This is a genomic window from Frisingicoccus sp. (genome assembly GCF_048388605.1).
Taxonomy (GTDB): domain Bacteria; phylum Bacillota; class Clostridia; order Lachnospirales; family Lachnospiraceae; genus Frisingicoccus.
This window is the reverse complement of the sequence record NZ_DBGCTU010000031.1, coordinates 21,908-36,819: the sequence shown is the minus strand read 5'-3', so window position 1 is coordinate 36,819 and position 14,912 is coordinate 21,908. Positions and strand designations below refer to the sequence as shown.

Here is a 14,912-nt window from a genome sequence, read left to right as displayed (position 1 = left end):
CTTTTTTAAATCAAAAACAGAAAGGGGAAAATAATGGATTTAAATAGAATCTCTGCTTTCCAGAAAAAAATAGGTTATCAGTATTCTGATGTATCCCTGCTTGAGACGGCTTTGATCCACAGTTCCTATGCCAATGAACATAAGCTGAAAAAATGCCAGAATAATGAACGTCTGGAATTTCTCGGCGATGCGGTGCTGGAACTGGTTTCCAGCGATGTTCTTTTTAAACGATATCCTGAAAAGCTGGAAGGCACATTAAGTAAGACGCGGGCAAGCCTTGTCTGCGAACCGGCATTGGCCTACTGCGCCAGAGAGCTTGGACTTGGAGATTTCCTGCAGCTTGGCAGAGGCGAGGATATGACCGGCGGAAGAGAACGGGATTCCATATTATCCGATGCGCTGGAAGCAGTTATCGGAAGCCTGTATCTGGATGGCGGGCTGGAATCCGCACGGCGTTTTATCATGAATTTTGTTCTGAATGATATGGAAAATACCCGTCTTTTTTATGACAGCAAGACGACGCTTCAGGAGAACATACAGAGTTGGTCTAAGGATACGCCGGTTTACGAGCTGGTGGATGAATTCGGGCCGGAACATAATCGGACATTTGTCATGCAGATCCGTCTTGGGGACCGGATTCTCGGAAAGGGAAGCGGACGCACAAAGCAGGCTGCCGGGCAAAATGCTGCCTATGAGTCTTTATTGACTTTAAGAGCTGAAGGAAAATTTAGAGATAAGGACGAAGATTTATGTATTTAAAGAGTATTGAGCTGCAGGGATTTAAGTCCTTCGCAAATAAGACGATACTGAAATTTAACAAAGGGATCACCGGCATTGTAGGACCTAACGGCAGCGGAAAGAGTAATGTGGCTGACGCAGTACGGTGGGTACTTGGAGAGCAGAGTGCCAAACAGCTTCGCGGCAGCAAGATGGAGGACGTTATTTTTTCCGGTACCGAGAACAGAAAACCATTAGGTTTTGCCTATGTCGCCATCACGATCGACAATTCGGATCATAAGCTGCCCATCGATTATGAAGAACTGACAGTTGCCAGGCGTGTCTACCGTTCCGGGGAGAGCGAATATCTTATTAACGGGCATACAAGCCGTTTGAAAGATGTGCAGGAACTTTTCTTTGATACGGGTATCGGCAAGGAAGGCTATTCCATCATCGGACAGGGGCAGATCGATAAAATATTGAGCGGTAAGCCGGAAGAGCGCCGGGAGCTTTTTGATGAAGCCGTCGGCATCGTCAAATATAAAAAGCGAAAGGCTCTGGCGGAAAAAAATCTGAATATTGAAAAACAGAATTTATACCGGGTGACGGATATTCTGGCAGAACTGGAAAAGCAGGTAGGGCCTTTGGCCCGCCAGTCGGAAAAAGCCAGAGAATATCTGAAACTGAGGGACGGACTGAAAGCTCTGGATGTCCGAATGTATCTTTCGGAATATACACGGCTCAAAGAAGCGGCTTCGGATTATACGGAAAAATACAAGATTGCGAAGGACGATCTGAAAGAAAGCCAGGAAAAACTGGAAAAGGCCCGGCTTGAATATTCTCAGATGGAAAGAACGCTTGAAAATTGCAACGGAGAAATTGACACATTAAAAAAGAAGATTTCGGATATCCACCTTGAGAGGGAAAAACGTGAAAGTGAGATCCGCCTTTTGCAGGAGCAGATGCGAAGCGAAGCGGCGGCGGCCGGACATTATGAGGAACGCCGCACCCAGGTTTCTGAGAGCATGAACAGCAAAAAGCAGGAGGCGGAACAGTGGGAAGAAGAGCTGAAAAAGTTGGCAGAAAAAACCGCTTCTCTTGAGAATACAAAAAAAGAGGCGGAAAATCGGCTGGATTCCATGAATGGTATGATCGAGCAGCTGCGTCAGGCCATCGAGGAAAAAAACGGCGATGTCATTGAGTCTTTGAATCGGATCGGCGGTGTCAGAGCAAAGCTTCAGCGCTACGACGCCATGCTGGAACAGATTCAGATTCGAAAATCAGAGTTGAATCAACGTCTGCTGACAATCCAAAGCGAAGCGGCCAGCCGGGAGGAGACACTGGAAAAGTACGGCAAAGAACAGAAGGGTTTAAACGAACGCCGTGAAACCCTTCAGAAAAAGCAGGAAGCTCTTCAGGCAAAGGGGCAGGCCATTCAAAAACAGATTGATGCCTTCCATGAAGAATTAAACCGAAAAGAGCAGGAATACCATCGCCTCAGCTCCAGATATCAGACACTCCAGGGGATCACCGAAAGGTATGAAGGCTATGGAAACAGCATCCGGCGGATCATGGAACAAAAAAAGCAGGTGCCGGGAATCGTCGGCGTTGTGGCGGATATCATAAAGGTGGATAAAACCTATGAAACGGCCGTGGAGACAGCCCTTGGCGGCAGTATTCAAAATGTGGTCACCAGGGATGAAAAAACAGCCAAACTCATGATTGAATATTTAAAACGAAACCGATTTGGCCGCGCCACCTTTCTGCCGTTAACCAGTATTGTGGCCCGGACGCTGCCGGAGAGAGAAAGAATCTTAAAAGAAAAAGGTGTTATCGGTATCGCCAGTGAACTTGTATCCTATGATGACGGATTTGACAGGCTGGCAGATTACCTGTTAGGGCGGGTCGTCATTGCGGATACAATGGACAACGCGTTAAAACTGGCAAGAAAATACCACTATTCTTTGCGGATCGTTACCCTCGAAGGCGAATCCCTAAGTCCCGGCGGTTCCATTTCCGGCGGTACATTTAAAAATACGGGCAGCCTGCTCGGACGCCACCGGGAAATGGAGGAAATGAGCTTTCAAATGGAAAGGCTGAAACAGGAGTTGGCGCTTTTGAACCGGCAGACAGATGAGGCCCATGACGCGAAACGGGAGAACAAACGGCAGCTGGCGGGAATTCAGGAAAATCTGCAGGAGATCGGTCTGAAATCCAATACATTGTATGTGCATGTCAATCAATTGAAATCTTCGGCGGCATCTCAGACAACAGCTTATGAAGAACTTTCCGGAGAAGCCGAAGAACTGAAACGCCAAACTTCGGAAATCGACAGTTTTAAAAGCGACCTCTTAAAAGAGCAATCCGGTTATGAACAAATGAAGGCGGAAGCAGAGGGCGCTATTGAAACGCTGAATGAAAAACTGGAGCAGGAAATCCGCGTACAGCAGGAATTCTCCGGCAGGGCTTCCGAGATCAACATTGACTTTTCCGGTTACATACAAAAGCAGAATTTCCTTGAGGAAAATCGAAAAAGAATTTTAGAAGAAATTAAAACACTGGAAGAAGAATACGGCGATTTAAACCGTAAATCCGATGAGTGTCAGGCCGTCATCCGGGAAAAGAGTCGGAAAGTTGATGAAATGCGGAAATCGGCCGAAACGGCGGTTTCCGGCGATGCTTCTCTGGATGAGGCGCTGAAAAAGCTTATAGAGGACAGGGAACAGATGACGGCGGTTCAAAAACGGTTTTTCGAGAACCGGGAGAGCCTCTCCGACAGGTGCAGTCTTCTCGATAAAGAAATTTTCCGCCTGGAGCATTTGATTTCCAGGTGCGAAGAGGACCGGAGTAAACTGAGCAATTATATGTGGGAAGAATATGAACTCACCTTTAATTCGGCGCTGGAATTGCAGAACGGTTACGGCGAAAAACTTTCTATGGAAGATATCCGGCAAAAAATCGGCGAATTGAAAAAAGCGATCAAGGGACTGGGAAACATCAACCTCAATGCAATTGAAGAATATAAAGAAGTATCAGAAAGGTATCGGACGCTGAAAGCCCAGCACGATGATTTGGTGGATGCCGAAGGAAAGCTTTCGGGGATCATCCAGGATCTGGATAAGGCCATGAGAGAACAATTCCGTGAAAACTTCGTGAAGATCCAGGCGAATTTCGGCCGGGTATTCGCCGAACTTTTCGGCGGCGGCAAAGGGACGCTGGAACTGATGGAGGATGCGGATGTTCTGGATGCGGGAATTCGTATTACCGCCCAGCCTCCGGGAAAGAAACTCCAGAATATGATGCAGCTTTCCGGCGGCGAAAAGGCATTGACGGCCATCGCCCTGCTCTTTGCGATCCAGCGGTTAAAACCGTCGCCTTTCTGCCTGTTGGACGAAATTGAGGCGGCGCTGGATGATGCCAATGTGAAGCGCTATGCCCGGTATCTGAATAATCTGACGGAGGATACCCAGTTTATCATCATTACCCACCGGCGCGGGACAATGAATGCGGCGGATGTTCTCTATGGCGTAACGATGCAGGAAAAGGGCGTATCTGCGCTTGTATCCGTTAATTTAATAGAAAATGAACTGACAAAGTAGGAGGAAGAAAGATGTCGGAAGAGAAAAAGGGGTTTTTCAGCCGCCTGGTTGAAGGGCTGACCAAAACCCGAAACAGTATTGCTTCGGTATTTGACGATATTTTCAGTGGATTTTCTTCCATTGATGACGACTTTTATGAAGAGTTGGAAGAAGTTCTCGTTATGGCTGATATCGGTATCCACACAACGGAGAGGATCATCGGGGATTTAAAAATAAAGGTGAAAGAAAATCATCTGAAAGAACCGTCGGAGTGCCGGGATTATCTGATTAAATCCATTAAAGAACAGATGGCTGTGGCGGAGGACGCCTATGATTTTGAAAATCAAAAGACAGTGATGCTGATCATCGGCGTCAACGGCGTCGGCAAGACGACCTCCGTCGGCAAACTGGCCGGGCAGTATAAAAACGCCGGAAAAAAGGTATTGCTGGCAGCGGCGGATACCTTCAGGGCCGGCGCGATCGAACAGCTGACAGAATGGTCCCATCGGGCCGGCGTGGACATCATTGCCGGACAGGAGGGTTCCGACCCGGCATCGGTTGTCTTTGACGCCGTCGCCGCAGCAAAGGCCAGAAATACGGATATTTTGATCTGCGATACGGCGGGACGCCTTCATAATAAGAAGAATCTCATGGAGGAACTAAAAAAGATCAACCGCATCATTGACAGGGAATATCCGGATGCCTGCCGTGAAACAATGATCGTCCTGGACGGCACAACGGGACAGAATGCCCTGGTACAGGCAAAACAGTTTAAGGAAGCCGCCGATATTACCGGGATTATTCTGACAAAGCTGGACGGCACGGCCAAGGGCGGCATTGCCATCGCCATTCAGGCGGAACTGGGAGTCCCGGTGAAATATATCGGAATTGGCGAGAAGATTGAAGACCTGCAGAAATTTGACAGTGATTCCTTTGTGGACGCGCTGTTCCAATCATAAGAAAAGAGGAAAAATATCATGCTGACATTAGAAAAATTTGAAGAAGCTTCCGAACGGCTGAGCCGGGTATTACTTGAAACAAAACTGGTATACAGCGATTACTTTTCAGAGCAGACCGGCGCAAAGGTTTATTTCAAGCCGGAGAATATGCAGTTTACGGGTGCTTATAAACTGCGCGGCGCCTATTATAAAATCAGTACGCTGACAGATGAAGAGCGAGCGCGGGGCATTATTTCCGCCTCCGCGGGAAACCATGCCCAGGGTGTGGCCTACGCGGCAAAACTTATGGGGGCAAAGGCAGTTATTGTTATGCCGACAACCACGCCGCTCATCAAAGTCAATCGAACAAAGGGTTATGGGGCGGAAGTCATTCTTCACGGAGATGTTTATGACGACGCCTGCGCCTATGCGCTGGAGCTGGCTGAGGAAAAGGGCTATACCTTCATTCATCCGTTTAATGACGAGATCGTTGCCACGGGGCAGGGAACCATCGCTATGGAGATCATTAAGGAACTTCCGACAGTGGATTATATTCTTGTGCCGATCGGCGGCGGCGGTTTGTGCTGCGGTGTTTCCACACTGGCTAAAATGCTCAATCCAAAGATTAAGGTGATTGGGGTGGAACCGGCCGGGGCAGCCTGCATGAAGGCATCTCTGGCAGCGGGCCATGTGGTGACCCTGCCGAAGGTGACGACCATTGCCGACGGTACCGCCGTAAAGACGCCGGGCGACATTGTTTTTCCATATATTCAGGAAAACGTGGATGATATTATCACCGTTGAGGATGATGATTTGATCGGGGCTTTCCTCGATATGATGGAAAATCATAAAATGATCGTGGAGAATTCGGGCCTTCTTACCGTGGCCGCCCTGAAACAGATGGATATTCGGGGTAAAAAAGTCGTTTCAATTTTGAGCGGCGGAAATATGGACGTGATCACCATAGCCTCTGTGGTTCAGAATGGTTTGATCCAGCGCGACCGTATTTTTACCGTTTCCGTACTTTTGCCGGATAAGCCGGGCGAGCTCTACAGGGTTGCAGGAATTCTTGCCGAGCTTCAGGGCAATGTCATCAAGCTGGAGCATAACCAGTTTATCAGCGTTAATCGAAGCAATGAAGTAGAGCTTCGGATCACGCTGGAAGCTTTCGGAACAGAGCATAAAGAACGGATTTTAAAAGAATTGGAACGCCGGGGATACCGCCCGGTTTTAAAGGGACCGAAACAAATTTATTAATTTCATGAAAAATTCGAAAAAATCGGTTGACATCCGAATAAAGATAAGGTAGAATACCACCTGTAAAGTAAAAACACTTTACAGGTGGTGCTTTTATGGATAAGATGTTAAAGCAGGCATTGCTTTATGATTTTTATGGCGAGCTGCTGACGGCTCATCAGAAATCTATTTATGAGGATTTTGTTCTGAATGATTTTTCTCTGAGTGAGATCGGGGAAGACCGGCAGATCAGCCGTCAGGGAGTTTATGATATTGTTAAGCGTTGTGAGAAACTTTTAAACAGTTATGAAGAGAAACTTCATCTCGTACAAAAGTTTTTGACGGCCAAGGAACAGGTTGAAAAGATTCATGAATTGGCCGGAGAGATTCTCAGAACCGAAGGCGTTCCCGAAGCATCCGCCGAATATCTGCGGCAGATTGAAAATATTTCCAACGGGATATTGGAAGAGATGTGATCTTCAACGGTCCCGCGGGGATGCATGAAGCCGGAAGGGAGGTTTTCCATGGCATTTGAAAGTTTATCTGAAAAATTGCAGAACGTCTTTAAAAATCTTCGGAATAAAGGACGTTTGACTGAGGCCGATGTGAAAGCCGCTTTAAAAGAAGTTAAGATGGCTCTGCTGGAAGCAGACGTTAACTTTAAGGTTGTTAAGCAGTTCATTAAATCCGTTCAGGAACGGGCGATCGGCCAGGATGTCTTAACCAGTCTGACGCCCGGACAGATGGTTATAAAAATCGTTAATGAAGAGATGGTTTCCCTGATGGGAAGTGAGACGACGGAGATTCCGTTAAAGCCTTCCAATGAGGTGACCATTATTCTGATGGCAGGTCTCCAGGGCGCCGGAAAAACGACGACATGTGCCAAAATCGCCGGGAAGATGAAGCAAAAAGGGCGAAGCCCGCTGCTTGTCGCCTGTGATGTTTACCGTCCCGCGGCGATCAAACAGCTTCAGGTCAACGGGGAAAAACAGGGTGTTCCGGTTTTTGCCATGGGTGAAAATCAAAATCCGGTGAATATTGCCAAAGCGGCCGTGGAACACGCGGCAAAGAATAATTTTAATGTGGTGATCCTGGATACGGCCGGACGGCTTCATGTGGATGAAGAGATGATGGCGGAGCTGCAGAATATCAAAGCGGCGCTGGACATCGATGAGACCATTCTTGTTGTCGACGCCATGACAGGGCAGGACGCAGTCAATGTGGCCAAATCCTTTGATGAAACGATCGGCCTGGACGGCGTTATTCTGACAAAGCTGGACGGCGACACCCGGGGTGGCGCGGCTCTCTCTATCCGGGCCGTTATCGGCAAGCCGATCCTTTATGTCGGCATGGGCGAAAAGCTTTCGGATCTGGAGCAGTTTTATCCGGACCGCATGGCTTCAAGAATCCTCGGTATGGGCGATGTTCTCACATTGATTGAGAAGGCGGAAGCCCAGATCGATGCGGATAAGGCCAAAGAGATGACCCGTAAGTTTAAAAAAGCAGAATTTACTTATGAGGATTATCTTGAGAATATGAGCCAGGTGAAAAACATGGGGAATATTCAGGATCTGATCGCCATGATTCCGGGAATGGGAAGTCAGTTGAAAAATGTGGATCTGAGCGGCAGTGAAGCCCAGATGAAACGAACCGAATCCATTATTTTATCGATGACGCCGGAGGAACGGGCCAATCCGGATCTGATGAATATGAGCCGTAAAAAGCGGATCGCTGCCGGCGCAGGCGTTTCCATCAACGAGGTCAATGCCCTTGTCAAGCAGTTCGATATGATGAAAAAGATGATGAAACAGTTTTCGGGACAGTTATCCGGAAAGAAACGGAGTAAATTCCGTATGCCGTTTGGTTTCTAAACGGTTTGAAACTGATAATCAGGAATGTGATTTCCTTTTTATATACAAAAGTTGATTCAGGAGGTGAAAAAGATGGCAGTAAAAATTCGTTTAAGAAGAATGGGTCAGAAAAAGGCTCCTTTCTATAGAATTATCGTTGCAGATTCCCGTTCTCCAAGAGACGGCCGTTTCATTGAAGAGATTGGTACTTACAATCCAAATGTGGAACCAAGCGAAGTTAAGATCAATGAAGAACTGGCACAGAAATGGTTATCCACAGGTGCTCAGCCAACAGAAGTTGTAAGCAAATTATTCAAAAATGCAGGAATTACAAAATAATTGCTGATGGAGGTGCGAGGGATGAAAGAATTAGTTGAAGTTATCGCTAAGGCTCTTGTTGACCATCCGGAAGGTGTTGTTGTTACGGAGACTGTTCACCCGAAATCCATTGTTCTGGAGCTTAAAGTTGACCCGGAGGACATGGGCAAAGTCATCGGCAAACAGGGGAGAATCGCGAGAGCGATCCGTACCGTTGTAAAATCCGCTGCATCAAAGGATGACAAAAAAGTAATTGTTGAAATTCTTCAGTAATTCAGCATTTGAAAAGACCTCAATCCGTTATGGACTGGGGTCTTTTCGGGATAAGGGACGAAAGGAATATATAATATATATGGAAGAATATTTACGTGTCGGGGTGATCTCGAACACCCACGGCGTCCGCGGCGAGGTCAAAATATTTCCGACAACCGATGATATCAGCCGTTTTAAAAAACTGAAGCAGTGCGTTATTGATACCGGCCGGGAACAGGTGGCCGTGGAGGTTGAGAGCTGCAAATTTTTTAAGCAGACGCCGATTTTAAAATTCAGATCAATAGATACACTGAATGATGTGGAGCGGTACAAGGGAAAAGATCTGCTTGTAAACCGGGAACACGCGGTAAAGCTGAAAAAAAATGAATTCTTTATTGTTGATCTGATCGGCCTTCAGGTGGTGAGCGACGAAGGGCAGGAGATCGGCGTTTTGACGGATGTCCTTCAGACAGGGGCCAACGATGTTTTTGTTGTGAAAACCGATGAGGGCGATGAAGTGCTGATCCCTTATATCGAACAATGTGTGCCGGAGATCCATCCGGAGACAGGAAAGGTGACGGTTCATTTACTTCCGGGGCTGTTGGATTTAAATCGCCGGTAAATGACCGAAGGAGTAAAGGATGCGGTTTCATGTTATGACGCTTTTTCCGGATATGATATCCGCCGGACTTGGAACAAGTATCACGGGAAGAGCTATCGAAAATCATATATTTGAATTGAATATTGTCAATATCCGGGATTATTCAAAGGATAAGCATAAGCATGTGGATGATTACCCTTACGGGGGCGGCGCCGGCATGGTCATGCAGCCGGGACCGGTATACGACTGTTATCAGGATATTGTTAAAGATATGAAAAAAAAGCCCAGGGTGATCTATATGACGCCCCAGGGGAAGGTGTTCAGTCAGGCCATTGCGGAGGAACTTTCCAAAGAGGAGGAGTTGATCTTTCTCTGCGGTCACTATGAGGGCATTGACGAGCGGGTGCTGGAGGAAATTGTCACCGATGAATTATCCATCGGCGATTATGTTCTCACCGGCGGCGAGCTCCCGGCCATGGTAATGATCGATTCGATCTCCAGGCTCATTCCCGGCGTTTTGAATAATGACGATTCAGCGGAGTACGAGTCTTTTCAGGATGGACTTTTAGAATATCCCCAGTATACCCGCCCGGAAACATTCATGGATAAAAAAGTCCCGCCGGTTCTTTTATCCGGCCATCACGGAAATATTGAAAAATGGCGGAGGGAACAGTCTTTAAAGCGAACCCTTCTTCGGCGGCCCGAATTGCTGGAAAAGGCCGAATTGACAAAAGATGACAAAAAAATACTGGAAAACCTCAGGAAAAATCTTGATTTCTCAGAGTGAATGTGATATAGTATTTTGGTATGAAAAAAGACGGTCCTCTGTTACCTCTTAAAATGTATTAAGAACGTCGGATTTATAAATTTAAGGGAGGTTCATTGAGATGAACGACATTATTAAGAATATTGAAGCTGCTCAGTTAAAAGCTGAAGTACCTCAGTTCAATGTGGGCGATACAGTTCGTGTATCCGCAAAAGTAAAAGAAGGAAACCGTGAAAGAATTCAGGTTTTCGAGGGCACTGTGATCAAACGTCAGAACGGCAGCAACCGTGAAACATTCACAGTAAGAAAGAGTTCCAACGGTGTCGGCGTAGAAAAAACATGGCCGTTACATTCCCCGATCGTAGAAAAGGTTGAGGTTGTAAGAAGAGGTAAAGTAAGAAGAGCTAAATTGTTCTACTTAAGAGACAGAGTAGGTAAGAGAGCAAAAGTTAAAGAATTAGTTAAATAATTCGTCAAAATCTATGGGACAAGTACTTAGGTAGTTGTCCCATTTTTATAATGATAAAGGAGCAGTCCATGACTCAGGGAAAACGCAAAACGAAAGTAAAACGAAAATGGAAACGTTCCATCAATAAAGTAAAAAAGCTTCGGATCGGCACCCATGCAGCGAATCTCGGTATGTTTATCATCGGATGGTTTCTTGTGGTCGGCATCGCCGTGATGTATGTCCGGGGATTTGGCATGAAAACCATTATTTCCAACGATGCTATGGCCCCTACCTTTGAGGAAGAGGAAGTGCTGAAGATCAATCAGTTCATCTATAAGATCACCTCGCCGAAGCGGATGGATACAGTGGCGGTGAAGATGGGTGAGACAAAATCCAATGTCTATTATGTACTTCGTATTATCGGTCTTCCGGGAGAAAAAGTCCAGATTCAAAACGGAAAGATATATGTGGACGATAAGGAAATTGCCTATCCGGTGGGCAGCGAACCGATTGAGGATGCGGGTATTGCCAATGATGTCGTTGTTTTGCAGGATGATGAATATTTCATGCTGTGCGATAATTACAATAACAGCAGCTATGACAGCCGTTCATCGAGCATCGGAGTGATCAATAAATCCCAGATTGAAGGCAGAGTGAAGTAGGAGGACGGAATTTATGAACATTCAATGGTATCCGGGGCATATGACGAAAGCCCGTCGGATGATGCAGGAAGATATAAAGCTGATCGACATTGTGATAGAACTGGTGGATGCGCGGATTCCCCTGTCCAGCAAAAATCCGGATATTGACCATCTGGCCGGGCAGAAGTCCCGCATGATCTTATTAAATAAATATGATCTGGCGGATGCGGAACGGACAGCCGAATGGGAGCGGTGGTTTAAAAAACAGGGGTATTATGTGTATAAGCTGGACGCGCGCAAAGGCGGACAGATAAAAAATATAACCAATATGATCCAAGAGGCCTGCAAGGAAAAGATAGAGCGGGACAGAAAGCGGGGCATCATCAATCGCCCGGTGCGCGCAATGATCGTTGGTATTCCGAATGTGGGAAAATCCACATTTATTAATACCTATGCCGGAAAAGCCTGCGCGAAGACGGGAAATAAGCCGGGAGTGACAAAGGGAAAGCAGTGGATCCGGCTCAATAAAAATGTGGAACTGCTGGACACTCCGGGAATTTTGTGGCCGAAATTTGACGATCCGGCAGTCGGCGAGCGTCTGGCGCTGATCGGCTCCATTAAAGACGAAATTTTAAATATCAGTGAATTATCTATCCGTCTTATTGAGTTTTTAAAAGAATTTTATCCGGGAATTTTGGAAGAAAGATATGCAGTTGATGAAAATTGTGATAAAATAGCTGTATTGGAGGGCATTGCCGAGGCAAGGAACTGCCGCCAAAAAGGAAATACTCTGGATCTGGATAAGGCTTCAAAGCTTTTGATCGACGATTTCCGTTCCGGCAAGCTCGGCCGACTGACATTGGAATTTCCACAGGAGTAGAACAAATGAGTAAAAAAGTTTATTCAGACAGAAAGACAAAACCGGAAAAAATAGAACAAAGTAAAGCAAAAGAGATTATTGGATTGATTATTTACTGCATTATTGTTGTTGCCATCATGTTTTGTGTCATCAAATTTGTCGGGCAGCGGACCATTGTGATCGGCGATTCCATGAATCCGACACTCGAGGATGGAGAAAATCTGATCACGGATAAGATCACCTATCGGTTTAAAGATCCGAAACGATTTGACATTATTGTATTTCCTCAGAAAGCGAATACTTCCAAGCTGCTGATCAAACGAATTATCGGTATGCCGGGCGAAACTGTCGAGATTAAGGACGGCCGAGTATATATCAACGGCTATGAGCTGAATGAGACTTATGGCAATGAGGTGATGAATGACGGGGGACTGGCGGCCGATGCGATCACTCTGGGGCCGGATGAATATTTTGTCCTCGGAGATAATCGGAATAACAGCCAGGACAGCCGCTTTGCATCAGTGGGCAATATTCAGCGTTCAGATATTATCGGCCGGGCGTGGGTGAGAATATGGCCGCTGGATAAGGTGACCTTGTTGAAACATCAGTAGATATAAAATAATCGTTCTCCTGCTTTATGAGCAGGAGAATTTTTTCAATCGACGCGCAGATCAATATACGATCGGAAGAGGTGTACTATGGCAACCATCAGTGAGATCCGCCGGGAACTTTCGGAGATCCGGCCGGAAGAGAGACAATTATTTATAGAAAAATATCGATCGGATACCCGCTCGGGAGTCGTAAAGCTTGTGGAGAGCTGCAGGAATCAGATCAACCGGGAAGAAAAAGAGGCGGAACGCCTGGAAAACATGCTCTTTTATGAAAAAAAGTATTATGAGAGCTGTGAGTATATCTGCGGAATTGACGAGGCGGGGCGGGGGCCGCTGGCAGGACCGGTGGTGGCCGGAGCCGTCATACTTCCAAAAGGACTGAAGATTCCCTATCTCAATGATTCAAAACAGCTCAGCGAGAAACGCCGGGAGGAATTGTTCGATATCATTATGAACCGGGCTTTGGCCGTGGGAACGGGAATCGTATCGCCGGAGCGGATCGATGAGATCAATATACTGCAGGCAACCTATGAAGCGATGCGCCAGGCTGTCGGGCATTTGAAATTCCGCCCGGATATTTTATTAAACGATGCGGTCATCATTCCCGGGCTGGATGTTCCTCAGGAAAAGATTATAAAAGGGGACGCCAAAAGCCTTTCCATTGCGGCAGCCAGTGTCATTGCCAAAGTGACCAGGGACAGGATGATGAAAGCTTATCATGAAATTTTCCCGGAATACGGTTTCGATAAGCACAAAGGCTACGGTTCAAAAGAACACATTGAAAAGATACAGGCTATCGGCCCGTGCCCGATTCACCGGCGAAGCTTTATCACCCATTTTATTTAATATTTCAAAGGGAGGACGGCCCGTGAATAAGCGTCTGTTCGGAAAAGAATATGAAACTCAAGCCGCCGAATATCTGTGCCGGAATGGGTATAAAATATTAGAAAAAAACTACGCCTGCCGTTATGGCGAGATCGATCTGATCGGGGAATCGCCGGAGAAGACGATCGTTTTTATCGAAGTAAAGGCCCGGAGCAGTGACGCCTTCGGCAGCGCGGGAACGGCGGTAACGAAAGAAAAGCAACAAAAAATACGCCGCACCGCCCGCCGGTATATTTGCGAACACCGGCTTGCGTGGGAAAGGGATTACCGTTTTGATGTGATCTTATTCGAGAATCACCGTCTGGAACATATTGAAAATGCTTTTTGACGGCGCCGGTTTCGCCGTAATAAATAATCAGGAGACTTATATGAATTCAGAATATACATCGGAATATGTGGACTGGAAAGCGGAGGTGCCGGTGATACGGTATCGGGCGCTGGATGCCCTCGGATGTGTGGAACACGGTTTTTCCACCCGGTTGGGCGGCGTCAGCAAGGGTATATATAAATCAATGAATCTGTCCTATACCCGCGGAGATAACAAAGCCCATGTGGATGAAAATTTCCGGCGTTTCTGCAGCGCCGTCCATATGGATAAAAACAAAATTGTGTCAACGGATCAAACCCATACGACCAATGTCCGGGTTGTGACGGAGGCGGATGCGGGACACGGTATCCTCCGGCCTAAAACTCATTTTAATGTGGACGGCCAGGTGACTAATGTGCCGGGGTTGCCGCTGATTTCTTATCATGCGGATTGTGTTCCCCTGTTTTTTGTTGACCCGGTGAAAAAGGCAATCGGCCTTACCCATTCGGGATGGCGGGGAACCGCCGGGCGCATCGGCGCGCGCACCGTGGAAGTCATGGCCAAAAATTACGGCTCCGAGCCGAGGGATATTGTGGGCGTTATCGGGCCGTCCATCTGCCAGTCCTGCTATGAAGTCAGCCGGGAAGTGGCGGAAGTTTTTGAAAAAGAATTTCAAATGAGTGACATGTTAATGTACGCTAAGGGAAATGATAAATATCAGCTGAACCTGTGGGAGGCCAACCGGCAGGTCATGCTGGACGCGGGGATGCTCCCGGAAAATATCACGATAACTCATTGGTGTACGGGCTGCCACCCGGAACTTCTCTGGTCCCATCGGAAAACAGGTAATGAACGGGGAAGTCTGGCGGCATTTTTATGTCTGAAATAAAAGAAATCCGTTGAAA

General features: G+C 46.9%; 17 protein-coding genes. All 17 read left to right on the top strand.

All coding sequences use genetic code 11. The features are described 5' to 3' along the window. Nucleotides 1–33: 33 nt before the first annotated feature. The 17 genes from rnc (at nucleotide 34) to pgeF (ending at nucleotide 14,896) form a co-directional block, all read left to right on the top strand. Complete coding sequence (gene rnc / locus ACMN7X_RS07970) at nucleotides 34–759, top strand: ribonuclease III (RefSeq protein WP_418746936.1); 726 nt, start codon at nucleotides 34–36, stop codon at nucleotides 757–759. After that, nucleotides 750–4,316 (top strand): chromosome segregation protein SMC, encoded by a 3,567-nt coding sequence (gene smc / locus ACMN7X_RS07965; protein ID WP_418746935.1) that lies wholly within the window; start codon nucleotides 750–752, stop codon nucleotides 4,314–4,316. Before rnc ends, smc begins: the two co-directional genes overlap by 10 nt. A gap of 11 nt (nucleotides 4,317–4,327) precedes the next feature. Then, on the top strand, nucleotides 4,328–5,254 hold the full coding sequence (gene ftsY, locus ACMN7X_RS07960; RefSeq protein WP_418746934.1) for a signal recognition particle-docking protein FtsY: 927 nt from the start codon (nucleotides 4,328–4,330) through the stop codon (nucleotides 5,252–5,254). A gap of 18 nt (nucleotides 5,255–5,272) precedes the next feature. Further along, the gene (gene ilvA / locus ACMN7X_RS07955) at nucleotides 5,273–6,490 is read left to right on the top strand and encodes a threonine ammonia-lyase (RefSeq protein WP_418746933.1); all 1,218 of its coding nucleotides are present in this window, start codon (nucleotides 5,273–5,275) and stop codon (nucleotides 6,488–6,490) included. A gap of 95 nt (nucleotides 6,491–6,585) precedes the next feature. After that, nucleotides 6,586–6,945: a YlxM family DNA-binding protein gene (ylxM, locus tag ACMN7X_RS07950; protein WP_418746932.1), complete on the top strand. Its 360-nt coding sequence runs from the start codon at nucleotides 6,586–6,588 to the stop codon at nucleotides 6,943–6,945. A gap of 48 nt (nucleotides 6,946–6,993) precedes the next feature. After that, a complete protein-coding gene (gene ffh / locus ACMN7X_RS07945; RefSeq protein ID WP_418746931.1) occupies nucleotides 6,994–8,340 on the top strand; it encodes a signal recognition particle protein in 1,347 nt (448 codons plus the stop codon). A gap of 72 nt (nucleotides 8,341–8,412) precedes the next feature. Then, on the top strand, nucleotides 8,413–8,658 hold the full coding sequence (rpsP, locus tag ACMN7X_RS07940; protein ID WP_418746930.1) for a 30S ribosomal protein S16: 246 nt from the start codon (nucleotides 8,413–8,415) through the stop codon (nucleotides 8,656–8,658). A gap of 21 nt (nucleotides 8,659–8,679) precedes the next feature. After that, nucleotides 8,680–8,910 carry a KH domain-containing protein gene (locus tag ACMN7X_RS07935; protein ID WP_178041850.1) on the top strand — a complete coding sequence of 77 codons (231 nt, stop codon included), beginning with the start codon at nucleotides 8,680–8,682 and terminating at the stop codon, nucleotides 8,908–8,910. Nucleotides 8,911–8,989: 79 nt separating this feature from the next. Next, nucleotides 8,990–9,511: a ribosome maturation factor RimM gene (rimM, locus tag ACMN7X_RS07930; RefSeq protein WP_418746929.1), complete on the top strand. Its 522-nt coding sequence runs from the start codon at nucleotides 8,990–8,992 to the stop codon at nucleotides 9,509–9,511. 19 nt (nucleotides 9,512–9,530) lie between these two features. Continuing rightward, entirely contained in the window at nucleotides 9,531–10,277 is a 747-nt protein-coding gene (trmD, locus tag ACMN7X_RS07925; protein WP_418746928.1) for a tRNA (guanosine(37)-N1)-methyltransferase TrmD, read from the top strand. Between the two features lie 100 nt (nucleotides 10,278–10,377). Beyond that, complete coding sequence (rplS, locus tag ACMN7X_RS07920) at nucleotides 10,378–10,725, top strand: 50S ribosomal protein L19 (protein WP_418746927.1); 348 nt, start codon at nucleotides 10,378–10,380, stop codon at nucleotides 10,723–10,725. A gap of 68 nt (nucleotides 10,726–10,793) precedes the next feature. Further along, nucleotides 10,794–11,366, top strand: a complete 573-nt coding sequence (gene lepB, locus ACMN7X_RS07915) for a signal peptidase I (RefSeq protein WP_418746926.1) — start codon at nucleotides 10,794–10,796, stop codon at nucleotides 11,364–11,366. Nucleotides 11,367–11,379: 13 nt separating this feature from the next. Then, nucleotides 11,380–12,225 (top strand): ribosome biogenesis GTPase YlqF, encoded by an 846-nt coding sequence (gene ylqF, locus ACMN7X_RS07910; protein ID WP_418746925.1) that lies wholly within the window; start codon nucleotides 11,380–11,382, stop codon nucleotides 12,223–12,225. A 5-nt stretch (nucleotides 12,226–12,230) separates the two neighbouring features. Continuing rightward, nucleotides 12,231–12,815 (top strand): signal peptidase I, encoded by a 585-nt coding sequence (gene lepB / locus ACMN7X_RS07905; RefSeq protein ID WP_418746924.1) that lies wholly within the window; start codon nucleotides 12,231–12,233, stop codon nucleotides 12,813–12,815. 87 nt (nucleotides 12,816–12,902) lie between these two features. Further along, nucleotides 12,903–13,661, top strand: coding sequence for a ribonuclease HII (locus ACMN7X_RS07900; protein ID WP_418746923.1), 759 nt, complete (start codon nucleotides 12,903–12,905; stop codon nucleotides 13,659–13,661). A 22-nt stretch (nucleotides 13,662–13,683) separates the two neighbouring features. Continuing rightward, a complete protein-coding gene (locus ACMN7X_RS07895) occupies nucleotides 13,684–14,028 on the top strand; it encodes a YraN family protein (protein WP_418746922.1) in 345 nt (114 codons plus the stop codon). 40 nt (nucleotides 14,029–14,068) lie between these two features. Further along, nucleotides 14,069–14,896 carry a peptidoglycan editing factor PgeF gene (gene pgeF / locus ACMN7X_RS07890; protein WP_418746921.1) on the top strand — a complete coding sequence of 276 codons (828 nt, stop codon included), beginning with the start codon at nucleotides 14,069–14,071 and terminating at the stop codon, nucleotides 14,894–14,896. Nucleotides 14,897–14,912: the final 16 nt, after the last annotated feature.